This is a genomic window from Paracoccus sanguinis, from assembly GCF_012689545.1.
Lineage (GTDB): Bacteria > Pseudomonadota > Alphaproteobacteria > Rhodobacterales > Rhodobacteraceae > Paracoccus > Paracoccus panacisoli.
The window spans coordinates 1,868,724-1,889,333 of sequence record NZ_CP051542.1 but is presented as its reverse complement, the minus strand read 5'-3'; the positions used below and the strand labels follow the sequence as shown (position 1 = coordinate 1,889,333).

Sequence of the window (20,610 nt, the reverse complement as noted above, 5' to 3'; positions counted from 1 at the left end):
AAGGGGTAAAAATGACTCCCGGCCAAGCGTGGAGTCAGGCGTTGGCTGCAGCATCATCGTGGCCGGCCCGCGCCCATTCGGTGAGCACCTCGGATAGGTATTCCGCCCGGCGCAGGCTGAGATCGCGGGCGACGACGATCGGCTTCGAACCGCGATAGAGCACCACCCGATGGCTGGTCCGCGCCTGCTCGTCGCGCAAGGCGCGTCTCAGGCCGCGCTCTCGTCCCGTCGGCTGACTGGATTGATCCACGGCGATTTCGCTGAGTTCGTCACGGGACCAGCGGCTGTCCCCTACGACGAGGTAGTGCGGGGTCAGCCGCAGCGTTTTCGCGCGGTGGATGCGGCGTTTTAGCATCCAGAAGCCGAGCGGGACCAGCGGCAGGAGAAACGGGGCATAGGCAAGAACGGGGAAAGAGAGGCCCAACACCGCGATCCCGAGCGCGGCCCAGCTCGCGGCCCCCCAGCTTTCGGGCTGCCAACGCAACTCCACCTCGCCCGGCGCGATCTCGGAGCGCTTGAAGCCGTAATCCTCGGATGTGAGTGGCATACATAGCTCCGGACTGGTGCACGCAGGCCGCTGGGCCGGCCCCTTGTTCGTACTATAGTAAAATCACTACTATAGTCGTTGGATCCATTCTTCAAGCTCTCCGACAAGGGTCGGATGGAGCGTCGCAATGAAAAGCTGGTCGCTGCGTTTGCCCAAGTGCTCCGTCGGCGCCGCAAGCAGGCTGGCCTCTCGCAAGAGGAACTGGCTTATCGAGCAGGCGTCTCGACCAGCTACATGTCGCTGCTGGAGACCCGCAATCGGCAACCCAGTCTAATTGTGATTGACGCCATCAGCAGGGAACTAGGGACGAGCATGAGCGACCTGCTCGGCGAGGTTGAGCAAACGGCATCCCAACATACGCAGGGTTCTCAAAGCTGACGTTCGGACATTACCTGCGCTGCGAGGCAAATGAGCTACCCCCCGGAAATCGGACAGTGACGGAAGCTACGATCTGACGTCTGCTGGTCTCCAAGAGCGAGGAGATCAGAACATGAAGAAACGCCGGAACCATGATGCTGGGTTCAAGGGGCGTTGTTGCAGAACTCTCCCCGTGAGGATTCACCTCGCGAATCCATGCGGTTAGAGGGGTTGCATGAGCAAGCCGAAGCCCGCCCGCTACCGCACCACGAACTGGTCTGCCTACAACGCTGCGCGCTCAGGAAGCGCGGGTCACTGCTGATCTGGCTGGACAAGGAGATGGACTGGCATGCGCCGCATGAGGGCCGTGCGGGGCGCCCGCCGGTCTTCTCGAATGTGGCGATCCAGTTCTGCCTGTCGATCAAGGTGCTGTTCAAGCTGCCGCTCAGGCAGACCGCCGGGATGATCGCAAGCCTGCTGCACCTGGCGGGGCTGGACTGGCCCGTTCCGGACTACTCGACGCTGTGCCGCAGACAGAAGACCCTGAAGGTGCAGATCCCTTATCGCCGTGCAGACGGGCCGGTGAACCTGCTGGTGGACAGCACCGGCATCAAGTTCTTGGGCGATGGGAATGGCAGGCCCGCAAGCATGGCGTTCAGGGCCGCCGTCAATGGCGCAAGGTGCATCTGGCCATGGACACCGCCACCTCGGACATTCGCGCGGTAGAATTCACCCCCAGCCGGGAGGGCGACAGCCCCGTCCTGCCGGACCTGCTTGGCCAGATCCCGCAGGACGAGGACATCGGCACCGTGACCGCGGACGGCGCCTACGATACCCGCCGTTGCCACAGCGCCATCATCGCACGCGGTGGCACGGCTATCATCCCGATCCGCAAGAACGGTCGCCCGTGGAAGGAGGACTGTCCAGCCGCCCGGGCCCGCAACGAAACCCTGCGCGCCACACGTCACTACGGCCGGGCGTTCTGGAAACGCTGGGCAGGATACCACGCCCGCAGCCGCGCCGAGGCCAAGATGCGCTGCCTCAAGTCCTTCGGCGAGCGCATCGCCGCGAGAGACCCCGACCGCCAGACCGCCGAAATCCACATCCGCGTCGCACTCATCAACCGCTTCAATGCCCTCGGCTCCGCCGAGATCGTCCGCGCGGCCTGAGCTTGAAGGGGAAGGGGGCATTCAAGCCTCAAGCCGCCATTCTGCAACAATGCCCATGGCCTTCGCCCGCGTTCCAAAAACCTATCAAAACAGGTTAGGTTTCGGAACGGGGTTTTGCAACAGAGTTCAGAGCTGCGTCGCCGGTGTTTCAATAACGCTCGTTTATAGAACAGAGTCATAGACTGGAACGACAGCCCCTGTCATTTTTCACAAATAAGTTCAGCAGCCTGTCACAGACGGTTCAGTGAACGGCCGCAGCGTCGAAGCAGCCGTTCGCGCAGATCGCAGCGAACGGCTTGAGGGAGCCCTTTTTGACGAATGCTGCCGAGCGACTGGACGGCCGCTTCGGCGGACCCGCAGCTTAGCGAGGTGTTCTCCGTTCGGGTCTAGACATACTCCGTAATGCGTTTCAACAAGGCGACACCGGCACCTGATAGAACGCCGCAAGAAGACGTAAGCTCTTGACGACGCCCGGTGTCGAGCGGGTGGGGTCCTGTTATGTGACCGTAAACTGCCCCATCATGCCCGCATCCTCGTGTTCGAGGATGTGGCAGTGATACATGAATGGTGTCTCTTCCGAAGCCAGCTTGTCGAACCTCAGCAGGATTCCGGTCGGACCCTGCACACGGACAACATCTTTCCAACCGATCTGCGCCGAGTCGACCGGCCGTCCGTTCTGACTCACGCCTCACGATAATTGTCACACGCCTCAACACCCTTTGCGACCACGTCGAGAAGTGCGTCCACATCGTTCAGAAGGACCGTGATGCGCGGGTTGCTGATACGGTAACGGATGAAGCGCCCTTCGCGGTCGCTGGCGACAAGCCCGCAGTCCAGCAGGCACCTCAGATGGTTGGAGACGTTGGGTTGCGATAGTTCGGTCCGCTCGACGATCTCGTGAACGGCCAATGGCTCGTTGCAAAGTGCACCGAGGATGGCCAGGCGGCTCGGGTCCGCGAAGCCGCGGAACAGCTTCGCCCGTCGCTCGATGGTCGCGCTCTTGCGGTCATCGACGATTTGGGCCATATCACTCCTCGCTGATACGTCGTTCTTCGATTCATCCTAGCAGGAATAGCGCGACCATGGCCAACACCGAAAATGCCGGATCGACGGCAGATGTCCCGCCCGTCCGTTACCGGGTTTCCGGTATGGATTGCGCCAAGGATGCCGCGCAGATCGAGCGGGCGGCACAGGCAGCCGGGGTCGCGCCCGGCGATGTGAAAGTGTCGGCCGCGACGCACATCATGACACTGACTGCACCCGAAGTGCGCCTGCCGGACATCGAAAAGGCAGTCGCGGTGACAGGCTATGGCTTCGACCGGATCGAGGGCGATGAAGACATTCCGCCGAATCCCGCCCATCAGGACCCGGCCTACCGCCGTGCCCTCTGGATCGTCGTGATCCTGAACGTGGGATACGGGGTCCTCGAAATGATCGGCGGTTTCATTTCCGGATCGCAGGCCGTGAAGGCCGATGCGCTCGATTTCATCGGCGACGGCGCGATCACCTTCCTTGGCCTGCTGGCCATCGGCTGGAGCCTCGCCTGGCGGGCACGGTCGGCCTTGATCCAAGGCATCTTCCTCGGCCTGCTCGGCCTTGGCGTCCTCGGCACGACCATCGTGCGAGTCTTCGAACGGACGACGCCGGATGCAGGTCTAATGGGCCTGCTTGGCATGATCGCCCTTGTCGTCAACGTCATCTCCGTTCTGCCGCTGCTGCGGTTCCGCAAGGGCGACGCGAACATGCGGGCCGTCTGGCTATTCTCGCGCAACGACGCCATCGGCAATGCGGCGGTTGTCGTTGCCGCCGGTCCGGGGCATGATCTCAGTCTTCCTTGAGGGCTTCGGTGTCTATGTCGTCGACGCGGTTTTGCAGCGATAGCCGGTTAAGGGTTGCGAAGGGCAAGGAAATGAACGTTTCGATCCTGCGACGCAGCGCACCATAGGTCTGGGCGAATACCAGTGCCTTTTCGGCGTCGGTACCCATGGCTTTTACCGGGTCCGGCAGGCCCCAATGGCCGGTAATCGGCTGGCCGGGCCATGGCGGGCATTCCTCGGCGGCGGATGTGTCGCAAACTGTAAATACGAAATCCATGACGATGGAGTCAGGCTGCTGGAACTCGGACACATGCTTGGATCGCAAGCTTGAGGTGTCATGGCCATTTCGCTCAAGCACCTCCAGCGCGAAGGGATTCAGCGCAGTATTGGGGCGGGTGCCGGCCGAAAAGGCCTGAAACTTCCCTTTGCCAAGATCGCGCAACAGGGCCTCGGCAAAGATCGAGCGGGCGGAATTTCCTGAACAGATGAAGAGCACGTCGAAGTCGGTATCGTCCATGGCGGGATCCTTCTGAGCCGACAGGGAGGGAGAAATGAGGTCAGGTCGGGCGCGGCCTACGTCTAGCGCGAGATAGTCGATCAGCGCCTCGGTGAGTTGGCGGTTCGCGGAGTAGAAGAGTGACCGCCCTCGCCGTTCGACACTCGCGAGCCCTGCCGACGCAAGGTCCGAGAGATGGTGCGACAGCGTATTGGCCTTCAGACCTAGCGCCTCGGCAATCTCGGTCGGGCGCACGCCACGCGGGGCAAAGCGCATCAGCAGCCTGAAGACGGCGAGGCGGTCAGGGTGACCGAGGGTGGCGAATGCATGGGCGGCGCTGTTTTTTTCCATAATTCCGGAATACAGGAATTAACAATGCTGTCCAGTGAAGTTTTTATGACGCAGCCTGATCGGGCCACTCCATCCATTCGCGCAGGCTCACCCCTGCGGACTTCTGCGTCCACCGGTCGCAGTGTGCACTAGGTCGAGGCCGAGAGATTGACCCGCCGCGTCAGGGCCTCCGCGCTTTCCTTGCGCTCGGAGAAGCGATCAACAGGATAGTCAGCCCGGTCGCGGGTCAGCAGGGTGAACTTCATCAACTCCTCCAGCCACAGCGGCAGGCGAACGGGATGGCGGCCAGTACCGGGATCAAGTCCCCTCAAGTGAGGCGGGAACGGCTTCAATGCAATCGGCGCCGCCCAAATCGAGCGCGACACATGAACTCAACGGGGAGGGGGAAACCTTGGTCAAAGGCCAAGTATTGCAACTATGTCGAGCATAGGCGCCACTGATGGTGGGAGTTTCAGATCTTCGCAATGCTGTCTTTGCAATGTTACATGGCCTGCTGTGTCACAGATCGACCCGTTTCAGCCGTAGCGCGTTGGCGATGACGGACACCGAGGACAGCGACATGGCCGCCGCCGCGATCATCGGCGACAGAAGAAGGCCAAAGATCGGATAGAGCAGCCCCGCCGCCACCGGGATGCCGGCGGCGTTGTAGATGAAGGCGAAGAACAGGTTCTGGCGGATATTGCGCATGGTGGCCACGGCAAGCTTGCGGGCGCGGACGATGCCGGTCAGATCGCCGCCCAGCAGGGTCAGCCCGGCGCTTTCGACCGCCACATCGGCGCCGGTGCCCATTGCGATGCCCACATCCGCCGCCGCAAGGGCTGGCGCATCATTCACCCCGTCGCCCGCCATGGCGACCTTGTCCCCCTTGCCGCGCAGCCCGTCGATCAGGTCCTTCTTACCCTCGGGCAGCATCCCGGCGCGGACCTCGTCGATGCCCAACCGGCTGGCCACGGCCAGCGCCGTGCGTTCATTGTCGCCGGTTGCCATGATCACCTTGATTCCCAGATCATGCAGGTCACGTATCGCCGCCTCGGCCGTTGGCTTGATCGGGTCGGCAACGGCGACAAGCCCCGCCAGCCTGCCATCCAGCGCCACGAACATCGCCGTCTTGCCCTCGCCGCGCAGGCGGTCGGCGCTCTCCTCGCCCGTGTCGCAGTCGATGCCAAGCGACGTCATCAGCGCGTTATTGCCAAGCGCCACATCGCGTCCATCGACCTTGCCAATCACCCCCTTGCCGGTTACGGCCTCGAACTCCTCGCCATTGCCAAGGCTCAGCCCACGCGCCTTGGCACCCTCGACGATTGCCTCGGCCAGCGGGTGTTCGGAGGCGCGTTCCAGCGCGGCGGCGGCGGCCAGCAACTCATCCTCGGGCACATCGCCGAAGCTGGTCACATCGGTCAGTGCAGGCTTGCCTTCGGTCAGCGTGCCGGTCTTGTCGACGATCAGCGTATCGACATCGGCCATCAGTTCCAGCGCCTCGGCATTCTTGACCAGCACGCCGGCCTGCGCGCCGCGTCCCGCTGCCGTGGTGATGGAAATCGGCGTCGCCAGCCCAAGCGCACAGGGACAGGCAATGATCAGCACCGAGACCGCAGATGCGACGGCAAAGACATAGGACGGGCTGGGACCGAAGATCAGCCAGACGACAAAGGCCGCGATGGCGATCACCACCACCGCCGGCACGAAGATTGCCGAGACCCGATCAGCCAGCCCCTGAATCGGCGCCTTGGACCGCCGCGCCCCGGCCACCATCTGGACGATCTGCGACAGAACCGTATCGGCGCCGACATCTGTGGCGCGGATCGCCAGCGTCCCGTTCTTGTTGATCGTGCCGCCGGTCACGCGATCGCCCTGCACCTTCTCGACCGGCACCGGCTCGCCCGTGATCATGCTTTCGTCTAAGGACGACCGCCCCTCGACCACCTCGCCATCCACCGGCACGCTGTCTCCGGGACGCACGCGCAAGAGATCCCCGGCCACGATGTTTTCCAGCGGCGCGTCATATTCGCTGCCATCGGGCAGGATGCGCCGCGCCGTCTTGGGTGCCAGATCCATCAGCGCCCGGATCGCATCGCCGGTGCGTTCCCGCGCCCTGAGTTCCAGAACCTGTCCGACAAAGACCAGGGCAACGATGACCACGGCAGCCTCGTAATAGGTGCCGACCATGCCGCCCATCCGGTATTCTTCGGGAAAGATGCCCGGCAGGAAGGTCGCAAACAGCGAATAGAGATAGGCCGCGCCGACCCCCAGCGAGATCAGCGTCCACATGTTCGGCGAGCGGTTTTTGAAGGAATCCAGCCCGCGCTGAAAGAAGGGCCGCGCCGCCCACAGCACGATGGGCGTAGCCAGCAGGAATTCCAGCCAAGCGGCGGTGCGGTGCCCGATCCAGTCGCGGACCGGAATGCCCACCATCTCGCCCATGGTCAGGATCAACAGCGGCACGGCGGCGGCCACGCTGACCCAGAGCCGCCGGGTAAAATCGGTCAGTTCATGGCTGGGCTCGTCCGAGGGAATCATCGGCTCCAAGGCCATGCCGCAGATCGGGCAGGCGCCAGGTTCGTCGCGGACGATCTCGGGATGCATCGGGCAGGTCCACTGCGTGCCTGCCGGGGCGGATTTTTCGACCTTGACCGCCGCGCCCGAGGCGTAGAACCACGGATCGCCGTCGAACTTCGACTGGCAACCGTCCGAGCAGAAATAGAAGGTCTGTCCCTCATAGTCGCGCTGGCGTGCCTCGGGCTTGATCGTCACCTGCATGCCGCAAACCGGGTCGATGGCCTTACCGGGATCAGCCTGTGCCGGTGCGCCACCGTGTGTCCCGTGATCGTGCTGCCTATGCGAATGATCGTGCTTGTGGTCCATGAATCTCTCCCGGCAGATACCTATAGGGGGTATATCAGACTTGCTCTATACCCCTTGAGGGTATAGCACAAGCTGCAGATGTTGAAGTTCGGAGCCCTCCTTGGCGCATGACAAGCAGAACCGAGACGCGATCCTGAAGCGGCTTTCCCGCCTGAACGGTCAGGTGCAGGGCGTGTCGCGCATGGTCGAGGACGGGCGCTATTGCGTCGATATCCTGAACCAGACCGCCGCCATCCGCTCGGCCCTGCGCGGGGTCGAGCGCCTGTTGATCGAGGATCATGCGCGAAGCTGCATGGAAGACGCGATCCAATCTGGCGATCAGGACCGGCAGAGGGTGATGTTCCGTGAGGTGGTTGAATTGATGGACAAGGTGCGCGACTGATGCGGTTCCTGCTGTCGGCTCTGCTTGCTGTCATGCTGGCGGTGACGATGCCGCTGGCCCTGACCGGCGCCGCAACGGCGGAAGCGTCGCAGACGGCCTCGATAGCCGAAACATCCGTGCCGCCGGCCGCGCATGAATGCTGTACCCCACAGCCGGACTCTCAGCATGGCGACTGCACAGCCTGTGCCGCCATCGGCCATGCCGAAGTCACGCCGAACGCGGCCCGTTTGCCACGCCGCATCCGGCACATTCCCGCGTTGCAGGATATGAAATCCGCCAGGCCGCGTTTGCCGCTGCCCCCTCCGCGACCCGTTGCTCTCTGACGCCGCCTGGCCCGATGGGCCTGCAAGCTGATCAATTGCGCCACGAGAGGGGCGAATGCCCCTACGGCGCGCAATATCCTGAAGGACATCAGATATGAGCAATCCCAATTTCTCGCGTCGCGGGGCGATCCTGGCGGTCGCGGCGATGCTGTCGACAACCTCTACCCTTGCCTTTGCCGCCACCGGCTCGGACGAAAAGCCGAACCTGCTGAGCATCACCAAGGACCCCGGCTGCGGCTGCTGCGGCGCCTGGGCCGATCTGGCCATCGAGGCGGGGTTCGAGGTGGAGATCACTGAGGCCAGCGACTATGTCGGCATGAAGCGAGACGCCGCTGTGCCCGAAAACCTGTGGTCCTGCCACACGACCCGGATCAGCGGCTATATCATCGAGGGCCATGTGCCCTTCGCGGCCATAAGGCAGCTTCTGGAACAGCGCCCCGACATTAACGGGATCGCCGTGCCGGGGATGCCCGCCGGCTCGCCGGGCATGGGCGGCGGGGTCGAGGCCACCGCCGAGGTCATCGCCTGGGGTGGCATTGCCGGCGACGGACGCGCCTTCCCGCTGGACGGGTAACAGATGACGCGCAACGCACTCATCCTCATCGCGGCGGTCGGTCTGGCCGCTGCGATCCTGATCCTCTGGCGCGGCAGCGCGGCGACGGAGGCAGCCGTGCAGGATCAGGCCGTGATCGCGCTTGGCCAGCGGCTCTACGCCGAAAACTGCGCCAGTTGCCACGGCGCCGATCTGGAAGGCCAGCCGGACTGGCAGACCCCGCTGGAAAATGGCCGCTATCCGGCGCCCCCGCATGACGAGACCGGCCACACATGGCATCACGCCGACCCGCTGCTGGAACGGATCATTCGCGACGGCACGGCCGCCGTGGTCGGCGATGGGTATGAAAGCGACATGCCCGGTTTCGGCGATGTCATGAGTGACGCCGAAATTGCCGCCGTTCTGGCCTATATCAAATCTACCTGGCCGGAACGCGAGGGCGCAATCCAGAGCCGCATTACCAAGGACAGCGCGCCGTAACACCCCGGCGCATCACCACCATAGCCAAGGAGTTTCCCATGCAGAAAAGAACCGCCGCCATCGTCCTGACGCTTCTCATCCTCGCCGGATGCGCAGCCCAGACGCCCGATATCGCCGCCGAGGAGGCCTCGCCCTATCCGATCCCAAACGAGGTCGTCGCCATTGCTGGCCCTAATCAGGACCTGACAACAGCGCGCCTCGATCCGGCGGATGACTGCTATTGGTACTACTACGCAGGGCCGGTCGAAACGACGCTGGTGCCGCTGCGCGCCGCAAATGGCAACCAAATCTGCAACGCAAAACCGGTCTGACCCATCAGGATCGCCGGAGGGCAGCCTTCTAGCTGACGGCCGACACGCTGCCTTCCGGCGAATAGAGATATGCGGTCGCGCCGATCTGGACCCGCGGATACAGTTCGTTGATGTGGGCCATGACCATGCGGACGCAGCCGGAACTGGCGCGGCTGCCGATCGAGGTTGGAAACGGCGTGCCGTGAATGCGCAGATATGTATCGCGGTCGCCGAGATAGAGATACAGCGCACGCGAACCCAGAGCGTTCCGAGGGCCGGGTTCCATGCCGTCCTCATATTGCGCATAGACCTCGGGTTCGCGCTCGATCATGTTGCGCGTCGGGGTCCAATGCGGCCATTCGGCCTTGCGTTTGATCGTATAGGTGCCCGGCTCGTAAAGATCGCCCCTGCCGATGGCCACGCCGTAACGCATCGCCGTGCCGCCCTCTTCGATGTGATAAAGGTATCGGGCGACCGCATCGACATGAATGTCGCCCGGCACCAGCCCTGCGTTCGCAGTGACTCGCTGCGGCAGGAAGCGCGGATGCAGACTCCAGGGATTGGGGCCACCGGCTTCCACCTCGGCATCCCAAGCGGCCTTTTGCGCCGTGTCGGGCCAGGTTGAGGCCATGACCGGCGTGGCGGCGGCCGCCGAAAACAGCGCCGTCGTCGTGCGGATGAAATGTCTGCGTGTCAGCATGTGATTGCTCCTTGTCCTTTCCTTGTATCTTCAGATGGAAGCGGCAAGCGCAGCGACTTCTGCGATTGCCGTGCCGTATCTTCAGCGCCCATCGACCTCTGGCGTCGCCGCTGGCCCGCCTTCCAGATCGGCGATCAGCGCCTTCATCTCCGCGATTTCCAGAGTCTGCGCCTCGATGATGCTGTCCGCCAGCGCCCGGACGCGAGGATCCGAGATATCCGCACGGGTGGATGTCAGGATCGCAATGGAATGATGCGGAATCATCGCCTTCATCCAGGCGGTATCATCGACCGTTGCCTGACTGCGGACCAGAAACAGGCCAAGCGCAAATGCCAGAATCGAAACGCCCGCGACGATCAAGTTGGCACGCGGACTGCGATACATCCCCAGCATGAAGGCCAACATGATCAGCGCCATGGCACCGCCCATGTAGAGCGCCATCCACATCCGGGTCTGGCTGAAAAAGACGTGATCCATCGCCCAGGTGTTCAGATACATCAGCCCGAACATGATCACCGTCGAGGTAGCGATCATCGCCGCAAAACGGCCATAGCTTCCGCCGCTCTGGCTTCCGTGGCTATTGTGTCGATCAGAATTATCCATAGCGTTGTCCTTTCGTGAAATGCTTCAATTGCCACGCGAGGCCGCAACCAGTTCGGCCAGTTCAGTTGATGAAATGGCGCCAAAGCGCGAATCCGATCCGGCGATGAAGGTGGGTGTGCCGACAAGCCCCATCGCCTCGGCCAGCGCATTGGACTGCTGGATATGTTGGGCAATCTCCGGGCCGCCCATATCGCGCTGCAACTGCTGAGTGTCTAAACCCATGGATCGCGCAACACGCAGGACGCTGGCCCTTTCGGCCCGGGGTTTCTGACTCATCAAGGCGCGATGAAAGTCGGCGTAGCGGCCCTGCTTGCGCGACGCCAGCGCCGCGCGGGCCGCGAAAACCGAACCCTCGCCAAAGACCGGCCATTCCCGCATCACCATCCGCAAGCCGGGATCGGCTCCTAACACGGCATCCACCACTGGCATCATCGCACGGCAGAACTGGCAGTTATAGTCGAAGAACTCGATCAGAGTCGCATCGCCGTCAGGATTGCCGAAGATCGGCGCATTCGCGTCATGTTCAAGCTGCCTGCGGAATTCGGGTGGAAGCGAATGACCAGCCCAAGATAGGCGCGGTGCGATGGCCATCGCCGGTGCGGTAAGGGCCAGGGTCAGGATCATGCGTCGCTGAAACATCATGTCACTCCCTTCACGCCGAGACCGCGAACGTCGTCATCATGCCGCTGGCAAGATGCGGCATATGGTGACAATGCAGCATCCATTCCGCCGCCTCGCCCGCATCCAGCGCCACCGTGACCATTGACATGGGCGGCACATAGACCGTGTCACGCAAAGCGCCGACGAACCGCTTGCCATTGATCGCGACGACCTGGAAATGATGGCCGTGCAGATGCATGGGATGGCCCATCATCGACATGTTGTGAAACATGATCTCGACCCGCTGGCCTGTTTTGGCCGTAACCGGAATCCGATCCTCGAACACGCGGTCGTTGATGGTCCAGCGATAGGGCTGCATCTGCCCGCCCAACATCACCATGGGTGAGGCATCGGCAGCTCGTTCCGTCAGCGGAGCAACGGCCCGCAAGGCGGCTTCCTGCGCAAGGTCGATATCGAATGCAGGTGCCGCATCGTCCGCCATTCCGAGAATGACCGGCACGTTGGCGCCGGAAGTGGCAAGGATAAGGCCGGTGCGCTCATGCGCGCCTTCGCGCAGAGCAAGGATCGGCCATGCGCCGCCTCCGGCGGGCAGGTCAAGTTCGATATCCAGGCGCTGACCCATGGCCAGACCGAAGCGCGTTCCCGACAAGGGCTGCACCGGCTGGCCATCCACAGCGACAAGCCGACCCGAAACCTCGCCGCTATCGAGCCAGAACACCGTGGCAGCAGCCCCGTTGATGACCCGCAGCAGGACCCGGCCACCCTTTTCTACCCGCACAACTTCCGGGTCGCCCAAGGTGCGGTCATTCACCAGATAGGCATCGAAATCGAAGTCGTTCAGGTCCATCTGCATCCCGGCCATACCGGGCATGGACATGCCGCTCATTTCCGACATCCCGTTCATGGCCATACCGCCACCCATGTCATGGCCCGCATGGGGATCGGCTGGTTGCGACATATCGGCTTCGGCGGCCTCGTCATGCCCCTTTCCCGAGCGGATTTCGTCCAGCACCTCTTCCGGCGGGCGGAAGGAAAAGTCGTGAAGGAACATGGTGACCTCTTGCCGATCAGCTCGCAGATCCTCGGGGCGGCGGACGATCAGGGGTGCGGCCAGCAACTGCATCTCCTGGATGGGCACATGGCTGTGCATCCAGTGCGTGCCTGCTGCGGCCTCAAAATCATAGGCACGCGTCTCTCCTTGCTGCAGCAGCGGCAGCGGCATGTCGGGAACACCGTCCTGCGCGTTCGGCGGGATCTGTCCATGCCAATGAATGATCGTCGGCTCGGTCAGATCATTGGTCAGGTCCAGCAGGAAACGCTGGCCCGGATCCAGCGTCAGCCCAGGGGTTCCGTTGCCGTTGATCAGGCCAAAAACAGTCGCGGCGCGGCCATTGATGTCAAGCGTGCGCGTCGTTGCCTGCAATGCCAGCGCGGCTGGCTGCGCAAAGCCCGCGCGAGGGATGACAAAAGCTGCGGCCATGGCAGCGGATGCGGTCAGAAAGCCGCGGCGATTCAGTGTGCAAGTCATATGAATAATCCATCAGACCCCGTAGGGCGAACCATGTTCGGCACCTTGAAAGGTGCGGCAAGCAAGTGTTCAGATGGATTTCGGAGGGCGGTATCCGGGGCTGACCAGACGGCCCTCACGTGTCACTGCTATAGAGTGCCATTTCAGCGAATGCTCGGTCTCAACAGGCGCAAGTTGTGCGGCAGCAAGCCAGGGCGTAGGTGTGCCGACACATACAATCGCACAGGCATCGGTCATATCGTGCCGAGAAGGCTCTCCCGAATAACCGTGCTCATGCCCGGCTGTGTCGCCGGGATGGCTGATCGAAGCGACAACGTGATCGGTCGGCAGTCCGGCTGGGCCAGCACTTTGCCCATGCTGCGTCGCGCCCGCCAACACGAGCAGGACAACAAGCAGAGAACATATCGCGCGGCACATCATATGGTTGAGTTGGAACCTATGAAACTAGCTTGACAATAAGCAGGACAGGCTCTCGTTGCAATTCACGGAGCAATCAACAGAGGGTGTAGGTTTTTCCCTTCTGAGCCATTGACCGGCACGCCTCCCCCTAGGTTCCGCCACCTTCCGCCTCCCTGCCGGTCTGACTGGCGATGTATGACTTGCTATGCGCGCGAGGCTGAGCCTTGCGTGGGGTGCAAGAAGGAGGTGCTGGGCATGGTGAAGCGATTGAGACTGAACGAAAAATCGGTGCGGGAGGCGGCGCCGGAACCTGGTCGGGACTATCAGATCTTTGACAGCGAAGTGCGGGGATTTGCGATCTGCATCTACCGCTCCGGCAACCGGGCCTTCACGCTGGATTACCGCCATGCCGGGCGGCAGCGGCGGATGACGCTTGGGCGCTGGACAGCATCCGCGCAAAGCTGTCCTCGCCGCCCCTGACAACCGTGGATCTGCATCTGGCGCAGGTTGCGACTCTGGCGGTCGAACTGCTTCTCGACAGTCAGAACGGAGCGCCGCCCGAGCTAGCGCATCCCTTGCCGAGCCTCTTGCCGCGACGCTCGACCTGTCGTTCGAATACAGACGAGTAGCCATTCATGCCGGACCGTCCGATTGCAACGAATTTTCCCCCTCTTGCCTCCACAACGCTTCTACGGGCCGTGAAAAAGCAAACGCCGTCCGTGAGCGCGGAAGCTTAAAGGGCTGGAAAGCAAAGGAATTTGGCTCTAGAGACGAGGATTAAACCTTGGCAGTGAGCCGAATTGAGATGATTTCGCATGTCGTCTGAGATAAATAGTGATGTCGCGATGTAAAAATATTGTAACGAAATCAATTGGATAAATTTTGACTTGAGATAGCAGCCGATGTCGTCTGACACCTTGTCATCCGCAGGTGTACGCGCACCGCCCGTTCGGGCCGCCGGTCACACCGCGCGGTCGAACTTGGTGGACAGGTGCACGAGGCTCTCGGACGAGCGCACGCCGGTCAGGTGGCCGATCTGATCCAGCACCTCGTCCAGCTCGACCGTCGAGGCGCAGGCGAGCTGCAGCAGCAGGTCCACCCGCCCGCTCGTCGAATGCACCCGCTCGACCGAGGGGATCGCCTTGAGCCGGCCGAGGATCGCCGGCTGGGCGCGCGGCTCGATGGTCAGCAGGCAGGTGGCGCGGATGCGGGTGACGCGCGCGGCCTCGCCCAGCTTCAGCGTATAGCCCGCAATCGCGCCCGAGGTCTCGAGCCGCTCGAGCCGGGCCTGCACGGTCGAGCGCGCCAGCTTGAGCCGCCGGGCGAGCACCGCCACCGACATCCGGGCGTCCTGTCCCAGATGCGAAAGGATCGCGCGGTCGGTGTCGTCCAAGGCTTGCCTCATCCTTGCCGGTTTCACCGACGATCCGCCGGTCCTGCCGGTCAGATTAACGCCCCCAGCGCGACATTCCACCCTTTTCATCGCTGAAATTGCGCCGCATAGCGCCGATCCTGCGTTGGCTGGCAACGCACCGCGACCGAAAGGATCACGCATGGGACTGACCGAGGGCCATCAGGCCAAGACCGTCTGGGAAAATCCGGCCGAGATCGTCCGCAGTCTCAGGCCCGAGAACCCGGTGCTGGTCTTTGCCCCCACGGTCCTGCAGGACCGTGCGCGCCAGTTCCTCGCCGGTTTTCCGGGGCTCGTCACCTATGCGGTCAAGTCGAACCCGGACGAGGCGGTGATCACCAACCTCGTCGCCGCCGGCATCCGTGGCTTCGACGTGGCCTCGCCCTATGAGATCGACCTGATCACCCGCCTCGCCCCGCAGGCGGCACGCCACTACCACAACCCGGTCCGCTCGACCGCCGAGATCGCCCACGCGGTCGCCGCGGGGATCAAGGCGTGGTCGGTGGACAGCCGGTCCGAGCTCGACAAGCTCTTTGCCCAGGTGCCGACCGAGCGCTGCGAGATCTCGCCGCGGTTCAAGCTGCCGGTGGTGGGCGCGGCCTATGACTTCGGCTCGAAGTTCGGCGGCACGCCCGAGCTGACCGCCGAGCTGCTGCGCGAGGTCGCGGCGCGTGGCTACATCGCCTCGCTGACCTTCCACCCCGGCACGCAATGCGTCGATCCCGGCGCGTGGGAGCATTACATCCGCACCGCCCGCGACATCGCCGATCTCGCCGGGGTCATGCCGAAGCGGCTGAATGTCGGCGGCGGCTTCCCCTCGTGGCGCGTCCACGGGGTCGAGCCCGACCTGCCCGCGATCTTCGAGCGGATCGGCGCGACCACCGCCGAGGTCTTCGGCGCCGACGCGCCCGAGCTGGTGTGCGAGCCCGGCCGCGGCATCTGCGCCGACGCCTTCGCCATCATCGCGCGGGTCAAGGCGGTGCGGGACGGCGGCGCGGTGTTCCTGAACGACGGGGTCTATGGCGGGCTGAACGAACTGCCGGTGATCGGCAACCTCGACCGGCTCGAGGTGCTGACCCCCGAGGGGCGGCGCCGCACCGGCCCGGACGCGGGCCGCGTGGTCTTCGGGCCGACCTGCGATTCGGTCGACCGCCTGCCGGGCGAGCTGATGCTGCCGGGCGACATCGCCGAGGGCGACTATCTCGTCATCAACGGCGCGGGCGCCTATTCGGTCGTGACCAACACCCGGTTCAACGGCTTCGGCGAGATGCGGCAGCTCACCGTGATGGGGTTCGCCTGACCTTTCGGTCAGGTTCGGGGCGGGCCACGCGGAAACGTTAGCCGATCCGCAACCTATCGGGTGCATCATGGTCCCATGAGCACCCGCGCCCCGATTCCCCACGTCATCCTGATGGATGGCACACTCGCCACGCTGGGCGGGCCGCGGTCGAGCCATATCGCCACGATCCGCCGGCTGGTCCGCAAGGCCGGCCCGGTGCGGGTCCATTACGCCAGCGGCCTGCACTGGGACAGCTGGCGCAGCGCGCGGGCGGTGTTCACCGGCCAGGGGATCGAGGACCGCATCGCCGCCGCCTACGGCTGGCTTGCCAGCAGCTGGCGGCCGGGCGACCCGATCTTTATCTTCGGCTACTCGCGCGGCGCCTTCACCGCGCGCTCGCTCGCCGGGATGATCGGGCGGGTCGGGCTGCTCACCCCGCGCCACGCGACCGAGCGCAACACCCGGCTTGCTTGGCGGCTCTATCAGCGCGGGGGGCAGGAGCGGACGCTCGCCGGGTTCCGCCGCCGCTGCCATGCGGAGGTGGCGATCGAGATGGTCGGGGTCTTCGACACCGTGGCCGCGCTCGGCGTGCGCCTGCCGCTGGTGTGGATGCTGACCGAGGGGCAGCACCGCTTCCACGACCACCGGCTGGGCGGGCACGTCCGATTCGGCGCGCAGGCGCTGGGGCTGGACGAGACCCGCGCGGTGTTCCAGCCGATCCTGTGGGACGCGGCCGAGGCCGACCGGGTCGAGCAGCGCTGGTTCCGGGGCTGCCACGCCGACATCGGCGGGCAGCTGAACGGGCACGAGGCGGGGCGGCCGCTCGCCAACATCCCGCTGGTCTGGATGCTCGACCACGCCGCGGCGCGCGGTCTGCCGCTGCCCGAGGGCTGGCCGGCGCAGTTCCCCCGCGACGTGACGGCGCCATCGGTCGGCTCATGGGCGGGCTGGGGGATGGCGTTCCTGCTGCGGGTCCCGCGCACGGTGGGAACCGCAGGCGACCTGCTGCACCCCTCGGTCCCGCTGCCGTACCGCGGCCCGGCGCTGATCGTCGACGAGACCCGCCGCCGCCCCCTCCGCCGGCTGCGCCGCCCCCGCGCCGAGCCGCTGCGCCGGGGTGTGCGACGCTGGTCGCGGGCGCAGGGGGAGTGAGGGGGGGGTCAGTGGGATGCCCGATGGCGCGAGGCTTGCCGAGAAGGGTCTGACGGCCCCGTGGCGTGCGGTTTCCGACGATGAACCGGGCTTCTGCGCAATCGCGAAATGGACTCGCGCTCGAATGACAGACGTCCGGCCCTGCGATTTACGGCCGGAGTCAGGATCGGCCCGCTGGGCAGGACGCCGGCTAGCCACGGTTGGTGTGGTTGCGCGGCAAGCGTATGAGCGGCGGGCCCTCTGCTCCACGGGCGGCGTAAGGGAGCAACGAGAATCCGAGATCGCGCCGTGACGGCGCAACGCATCGATCCCGTGATGGATATCCCGGCCTCGGTGCCAGCCGACCGGGGAAGCTCGGCCGGTGTCGTCGCCAGAGCGGCGATTCACTCGCACAGCGGGGCCGCGCCGCACCGAACCGACGCTGCGTCAAAGCTGGTCGCAGGATTGCACGCTCGGGCGGCGCAACACCTCAAGCCGCAGCCCGCCCCCACCGCCCTCAGGCGGCAGCCTCGGTCGCCTCGATCCCCAGCGCGGCGCAGACCTCGGCGGTCAGCTCGGGGCGGTTCAGGGTGTAGAAATGCAGCCGGTCCACCCCGCCCTCGATCAGCCGCGTGCAGAGCTCTACCGCGATGTCGCGGGCCAGCGCGGCCTCGCCCGGCTTGCCGGCGCGGGCAAAGGCGTCCTCGGCCCAGGCCGGCACGCTGGTTCCGCAGCGGGCGGCGAAGCGCTTGGCGCCGGCCCAGCTCTGGATCGGCAGGATGCCGGGGATCACCGGCGCCGCGATGCCGGCCGCCGCGCAGGCGTCGCGGAAGCGGAAGAACGTGTCCGGGTCGAAGAAGAACTGGGTGATCGCGCTCGTCGCGCCCGCGTCCACCTTGCGCTTGAGGAACGCCACGTCGGCGGCGCTGTCGGGGCTATCGGGATGCGGCTCGGGGTAGGCGCCGCAGCGGATGGTGAAGCCGCCGCGGGCGGAGATCGCCTCGATCAGCTCGACCGAACTGGCGAACCCCTCGGGGTGCGGGGTCCACGCGGCCGCGCCCTGCGGGGCGTCGCCGCGCAGGGCCACGATCTCGCGCACCCCGGCGGCGGCATAGTCGTCCACGATCTGCATCGTCTCGGCGCGGGTCGCCTCGACGCAGGTCAGGTGCGCCGCGACGTTCAGCCCGTAGTGGGTGGCGAGCGCCGTCACCGCCTCGTGGGTCAGCTGCCGCGTGGTGCCGCCGGCGCCATAGGTCACCGAGACGAAATCCGGGCCCAGCGGGGCCAGCGCGCGCGCCGTCTCCCACAGCCGGAACGACTGGTCGAGCGTCTTCGGCGGGAAGAACTCGAAGCTGACGGCGGGGACGGTGCGGCGAACGGACATGGCGATTCCTCTTTGTCCGCGCTTGTGCCACGCGTTCCGGCGTGAAACAAATTCATATCATGCAAGGTCAGGATGAGCCGCGCTCATGCATCTGGAACTGCGCCACCTGCGGACGATCCGCGCGGTCCATGACCACGGCGGGCTGGCCCGTGCGGCCGAGGTGCTGAACATCACCCAGTCCGCCCTCTCGCATCAGGTCCGCGCGATGGAGGAGCAGGCCGGCACGCCGCTGTTCCTGCGCCAGACCCGGCCGATGCGGCTGTCGCCCGCCGGGATGCGGCTGCTGGCGCTGGCCCGGCAGGTGCTGCCGCTGGTCGAGGCGGCCGAGGCCGAGATGCGCGGTGTCACCCGCGGCCAGGTCGGGCGGATGCACATCGCGATGGAGTGCCACGCCTGTTTCAACTGGCTGCTGCCGGCGCTCGACCGGTTCCGCCACGCCTGGCCGCAGGTCGACATCGACGTGCGCGCCGGGCTCGCCTTCACCGCCCTGCCGGCGCTGCTGCGGGGCGAGGCCGACATGGTGATCTCGTCGGACCCCGAGGACCTGCCGGGCGTCACCTTCGAGCCGCTGTTCGACTATCATCCGCTGCTGGCGGTGCCGGCCACGCACCGGCTCGCCGGCCGGGCCCATGCCGAGCCGGGCGACCTCGCGCCCGAGACGCTGATCGCCTATCCGATGGACCGGGCGCGGCTCGACGTGTTCTCGCATTTCCTCGACCCGGCGGGGGTGGTGCCCGCCGCCGTGCGCGAGGTCGAGCTGACGGACGTCATCCTGATGCTCGTCGCCTCGGGCCGCGGGGTGGCGGTGCTGCCCGACTGGGTGCTGGCGCGCGAGGCCGCCAACCCCGACATCGCCACGCTGCGGCTGGGACGGCCGGGGGTGACGCGGCGCCTTTATGCCGCCGTGCGGGCCGAGGACCGCCCGCTGCCCTTCGTGCAGGAGATGCTGCGCCTGGCCCGCGCCGCCTGGACGCCCGCCGAGGCCGGGGCGGGCTGAACCCCGGCAGGCAGCGGGAGGCCCGTGCGGCGTGGGCTGATCGCTTTTCTTTTCCGGCGCGTTCGCTTAAGCTCACGGGTCAGCCCGAAAAGGATTCCCCGCCATGGCCTCCGCCAATCTCAACGTCATGATCAAGGCCGCGCGCAAGGCTGGCCGCAGCCTCGTCAAGGACTTCCGCGAGGTCGAGAACCTGCAGGTGTCCTCGAAGGGGCCGGGCGACTTCGTCACCCGCGCCGACCGCGAGGCCGAGCGGATCATCAAGGAGGAGTTGCGCGGCGCCCGCCCGAACTACGGCTGGTGCGGCGAGGAGACCGGGACCGAGGACGGCGAGGACCCGACCCGGCGCTGGATCGTCGATCCGCTGGACGGGACCACGAACTTCCTGCACGGCCTGCCGCACTGGGCGGTGTCGATCGCGCTCGAGCACAAGGGTGAGGTCGTGGCGGCGGTCGTCTTCGACCCGGCCAAGGACGAGCTGTTCACCGCCGAGAAGGGCGACGGGGCCTTCGTCAACGACAAGCGCCTGCGGGTGTCGGGGCGGCGCGACATGAACAGCGCGATCTTTGCCACCGGCGTCCCCTTCGGCGGGCGCGGGACGCTGCCCGCCACGCTCCGCGACCTCGCGCGGCTGATGCCGGTCTGCGCCGGGGTGCGGCGCTGGGGGTCGGCCTCGCTCGACCTCGCCTATGTCGCCGCCGGCCGCTACGACGGCTATTGGGAGCGTGGGATCAATGCCTGGGACGTGGCCGCCGGCTGGCTGCTGGTGCGCGAGGCGGGCGGCTTCGTCGAGCCGCTGCGCCCCCATGAGGGCGCCGGCGTGGACGCGGGCGACATCGTCGCCGCCAACGCGCAGTTGTTCGCGGGCTTTGCCGAGATCGTCCGCAGCCGCGACTGAGGCTCATGCGCGGGGCGCCATGCAGCCCCGGCATG

Annotated in this window: 23 protein-coding genes and 3 pseudogenes; 14 read left to right on the top strand and 12 right to left on the bottom strand. The window is 65.3% G+C overall.

Annotated elements, in window-relative coordinates:
• Window positions 1-34: 34 nt before the first annotated feature.
• Window positions 35-547 carry a hypothetical protein gene (locus HGN31_RS08985; protein ID WP_036709452.1) on the bottom strand — a complete coding sequence of 171 codons (513 nt, stop codon included), beginning with the start codon at window positions 545-547 and terminating at the stop codon, window positions 35-37.
• Between the two features lie 114 nt (window positions 548-661).
• On the opposite strand from HGN31_RS08985, the gene HGN31_RS08980 reads away from it, so the two are divergent.
• Window positions 662-925 (top strand): helix-turn-helix domain-containing protein, encoded by a 264-nt coding sequence (locus tag HGN31_RS08980; protein WP_036709450.1) that lies wholly within the window; start codon window positions 662-664, stop codon window positions 923-925.
• Between the two features lie 214 nt (window positions 926-1,139).
• Window positions 1,140-2,073 (top strand): annotated as a pseudogene (locus HGN31_RS08975) (IS5 family transposase).
• 496 nt (window positions 2,074-2,569) lie between these two features.
• On the opposite strand, the gene HGN31_RS08970 reads toward HGN31_RS08975, so the two are convergent.
• A complete protein-coding gene (locus HGN31_RS08970) occupies window positions 2,570-2,698 on the bottom strand; it encodes a multicopper oxidase domain-containing protein (protein WP_164194636.1) in 129 nt (42 codons plus the stop codon).
• A gap of 56 nt (window positions 2,699-2,754) precedes the next feature.
• Window positions 2,755-3,099, bottom strand: coding sequence for an ArsR/SmtB family transcription factor (locus HGN31_RS08965; protein ID WP_036708219.1), 345 nt, complete (start codon window positions 3,097-3,099; stop codon window positions 2,755-2,757).
• A 56-nt stretch (window positions 3,100-3,155) separates the two neighbouring features.
• Between HGN31_RS08965 and HGN31_RS08960 the strand changes: the two genes are divergently transcribed.
• On the top strand, window positions 3,156-3,911 hold the full coding sequence (locus HGN31_RS08960; RefSeq protein WP_244960950.1) for a cation efflux transmembrane domain-containing protein: 756 nt from the start codon (window positions 3,156-3,158) through the stop codon (window positions 3,909-3,911).
• Here the strand turns inward: HGN31_RS08960 and HGN31_RS08955 are convergent.
• The 3 genes and pseudogenes from HGN31_RS08955 to HGN31_RS08945 form a co-directional block, all read right to left on the bottom strand.
• Window positions 3,898-4,737, bottom strand: a complete 840-nt coding sequence (locus tag HGN31_RS08955) for a metalloregulator ArsR/SmtB family transcription factor (RefSeq protein WP_036702652.1) — start codon at window positions 4,735-4,737, stop codon at window positions 3,898-3,900. The two genes, HGN31_RS08960 and HGN31_RS08955, sit on opposite strands and share 14 nt — an antisense overlap.
• Before the next feature lie 128 nt (window positions 4,738-4,865).
• Window positions 4,866-4,994, bottom strand: a pseudogene (locus HGN31_RS08950) (arsenical resistance protein ArsH); the annotation flags it as partial.
• A 241-nt stretch (window positions 4,995-5,235) separates the two neighbouring features.
• Window positions 5,236-7,599, bottom strand: coding sequence for a heavy metal translocating P-type ATPase (locus HGN31_RS08945; protein WP_211096278.1), 2,364 nt, complete (start codon window positions 7,597-7,599; stop codon window positions 5,236-5,238).
• A 100-nt stretch (window positions 7,600-7,699) separates the two neighbouring features.
• Between HGN31_RS08945 and HGN31_RS08940 the strand changes: the two genes are divergently transcribed.
• From HGN31_RS08940 to HGN31_RS08920, 5 genes are all read left to right on the top strand, one after another.
• Window positions 7,700-7,981, top strand: a complete 282-nt coding sequence (locus HGN31_RS08940) for a metal-sensitive transcriptional regulator (RefSeq protein WP_036702648.1) — start codon at window positions 7,700-7,702, stop codon at window positions 7,979-7,981.
• Window positions 7,981-8,304 (top strand): hypothetical protein, encoded by a 324-nt coding sequence (locus tag HGN31_RS08935; RefSeq protein WP_136650133.1) that lies wholly within the window; start codon window positions 7,981-7,983, stop codon window positions 8,302-8,304. The genes HGN31_RS08940 and HGN31_RS08935 overlap by 1 nt, the downstream gene beginning before the upstream one ends.
• Before the next feature lie 94 nt (window positions 8,305-8,398).
• On the top strand, window positions 8,399-8,878 hold the full coding sequence (locus HGN31_RS08930) for a DUF411 domain-containing protein (RefSeq protein WP_036702647.1): 480 nt from the start codon (window positions 8,399-8,401) through the stop codon (window positions 8,876-8,878).
• A gap of 3 nt (window positions 8,879-8,881) precedes the next feature.
• Complete coding sequence (locus tag HGN31_RS08925) at window positions 8,882-9,337, top strand: c-type cytochrome (protein WP_168782983.1); 456 nt, start codon at window positions 8,882-8,884, stop codon at window positions 9,335-9,337.
• Window positions 9,338-9,375: 38 nt separating this feature from the next.
• The gene (locus tag HGN31_RS08920) at window positions 9,376-9,648 is read left to right on the top strand and encodes a hypothetical protein (protein WP_101459775.1); all 273 of its coding nucleotides are present in this window, start codon (window positions 9,376-9,378) and stop codon (window positions 9,646-9,648) included.
• Window positions 9,649-9,676: 28 nt separating this feature from the next.
• On the opposite strand, the gene HGN31_RS08915 is transcribed toward HGN31_RS08920, so the two are convergent.
• The 4 genes from HGN31_RS08915 to HGN31_RS08900 all read right to left on the bottom strand — a co-directional run bounded on the left by HGN31_RS08915 (window position 9,677) and on the right by HGN31_RS08900 (window position 13,079).
• Complete coding sequence (locus tag HGN31_RS08915; protein WP_168782982.1) at window positions 9,677-10,327, bottom strand: L,D-transpeptidase; 651 nt, start codon at window positions 10,325-10,327, stop codon at window positions 9,677-9,679.
• An 81-nt stretch (window positions 10,328-10,408) separates the two neighbouring features.
• Entirely contained in the window at window positions 10,409-10,861 is a 453-nt protein-coding gene (locus tag HGN31_RS08910) for a DUF305 domain-containing protein (protein WP_211096375.1), read from the bottom strand.
• 93 nt (window positions 10,862-10,954) lie between these two features.
• Window positions 10,955-11,572, bottom strand: a complete 618-nt coding sequence (locus HGN31_RS08905; protein ID WP_232844894.1) for a DsbA family protein — start codon at window positions 11,570-11,572, stop codon at window positions 10,955-10,957.
• 10 nt (window positions 11,573-11,582) lie between these two features.
• Window positions 11,583-13,079 carry a multicopper oxidase family protein gene (locus HGN31_RS08900; RefSeq protein WP_036702641.1) on the bottom strand — a complete coding sequence of 499 codons (1,497 nt, stop codon included), beginning with the start codon at window positions 13,077-13,079 and terminating at the stop codon, window positions 11,583-11,585.
• A gap of 654 nt (window positions 13,080-13,733) precedes the next feature.
• On the opposite strand from HGN31_RS08900, the pseudogene HGN31_RS08895 reads away from it, so the two are divergent.
• Together HGN31_RS08895 and HGN31_RS16775 are read left to right on the top strand one after the other, a co-directional pair.
• Window positions 13,734-13,922 (top strand): annotated as a pseudogene (locus tag HGN31_RS08895) (Arm DNA-binding domain-containing protein); the annotation flags it as partial.
• Between the two features lie 41 nt (window positions 13,923-13,963).
• Window positions 13,964-14,107: a hypothetical protein gene (locus HGN31_RS16775; RefSeq protein ID WP_161596428.1), complete on the top strand. Its 144-nt coding sequence runs from the start codon at window positions 13,964-13,966 to the stop codon at window positions 14,105-14,107.
• 332 nt (window positions 14,108-14,439) lie between these two features.
• On the opposite strand, the gene HGN31_RS08885 is transcribed toward HGN31_RS16775, so the two are convergent.
• The gene (locus HGN31_RS08885) at window positions 14,440-14,871 is read right to left on the bottom strand and encodes an Lrp/AsnC family transcriptional regulator (RefSeq protein ID WP_036702640.1); all 432 of its coding nucleotides are present in this window, start codon (window positions 14,869-14,871) and stop codon (window positions 14,440-14,442) included.
• Between the two features lie 160 nt (window positions 14,872-15,031).
• Between HGN31_RS08885 and HGN31_RS08880 the strand changes: the two genes are divergently transcribed.
• Window positions 15,032-16,189 (top strand): type III PLP-dependent enzyme, encoded by a 1,158-nt coding sequence (locus HGN31_RS08880; RefSeq protein WP_168782980.1) that lies wholly within the window; start codon window positions 15,032-15,034, stop codon window positions 16,187-16,189.
• Between the two features lie 75 nt (window positions 16,190-16,264).
• The gene (locus HGN31_RS08875; protein WP_244960948.1) at window positions 16,265-17,320 is read left to right on the top strand and encodes a DUF2235 domain-containing protein; all 1,056 of its coding nucleotides are present in this window, start codon (window positions 16,265-16,267) and stop codon (window positions 17,318-17,320) included.
• A 496-nt stretch (window positions 17,321-17,816) separates the two neighbouring features.
• Here HGN31_RS08875 and metF read toward each other — a convergent pair whose 3' ends face one another.
• Window positions 17,817-18,683: a methylenetetrahydrofolate reductase [NAD(P)H] gene (metF, locus tag HGN31_RS08870; RefSeq protein ID WP_168782979.1), complete on the bottom strand. Its 867-nt coding sequence runs from the start codon at window positions 18,681-18,683 to the stop codon at window positions 17,817-17,819.
• Between the two features lie 85 nt (window positions 18,684-18,768).
• Between metF and HGN31_RS08865 the strand changes: the two genes are divergently transcribed.
• Both HGN31_RS08865 and HGN31_RS08860 read left to right on the top strand, forming a co-directional pair.
• Window positions 18,769-19,680, top strand: coding sequence for a LysR family transcriptional regulator (locus tag HGN31_RS08865; protein WP_168782978.1), 912 nt, complete (start codon window positions 18,769-18,771; stop codon window positions 19,678-19,680).
• A 103-nt stretch (window positions 19,681-19,783) separates the two neighbouring features.
• A complete protein-coding gene (locus tag HGN31_RS08860) occupies window positions 19,784-20,575 on the top strand; it encodes an inositol monophosphatase family protein (RefSeq protein WP_168782977.1) in 792 nt (263 codons plus the stop codon).
• Window positions 20,576-20,610: the final 35 nt, after the last annotated feature.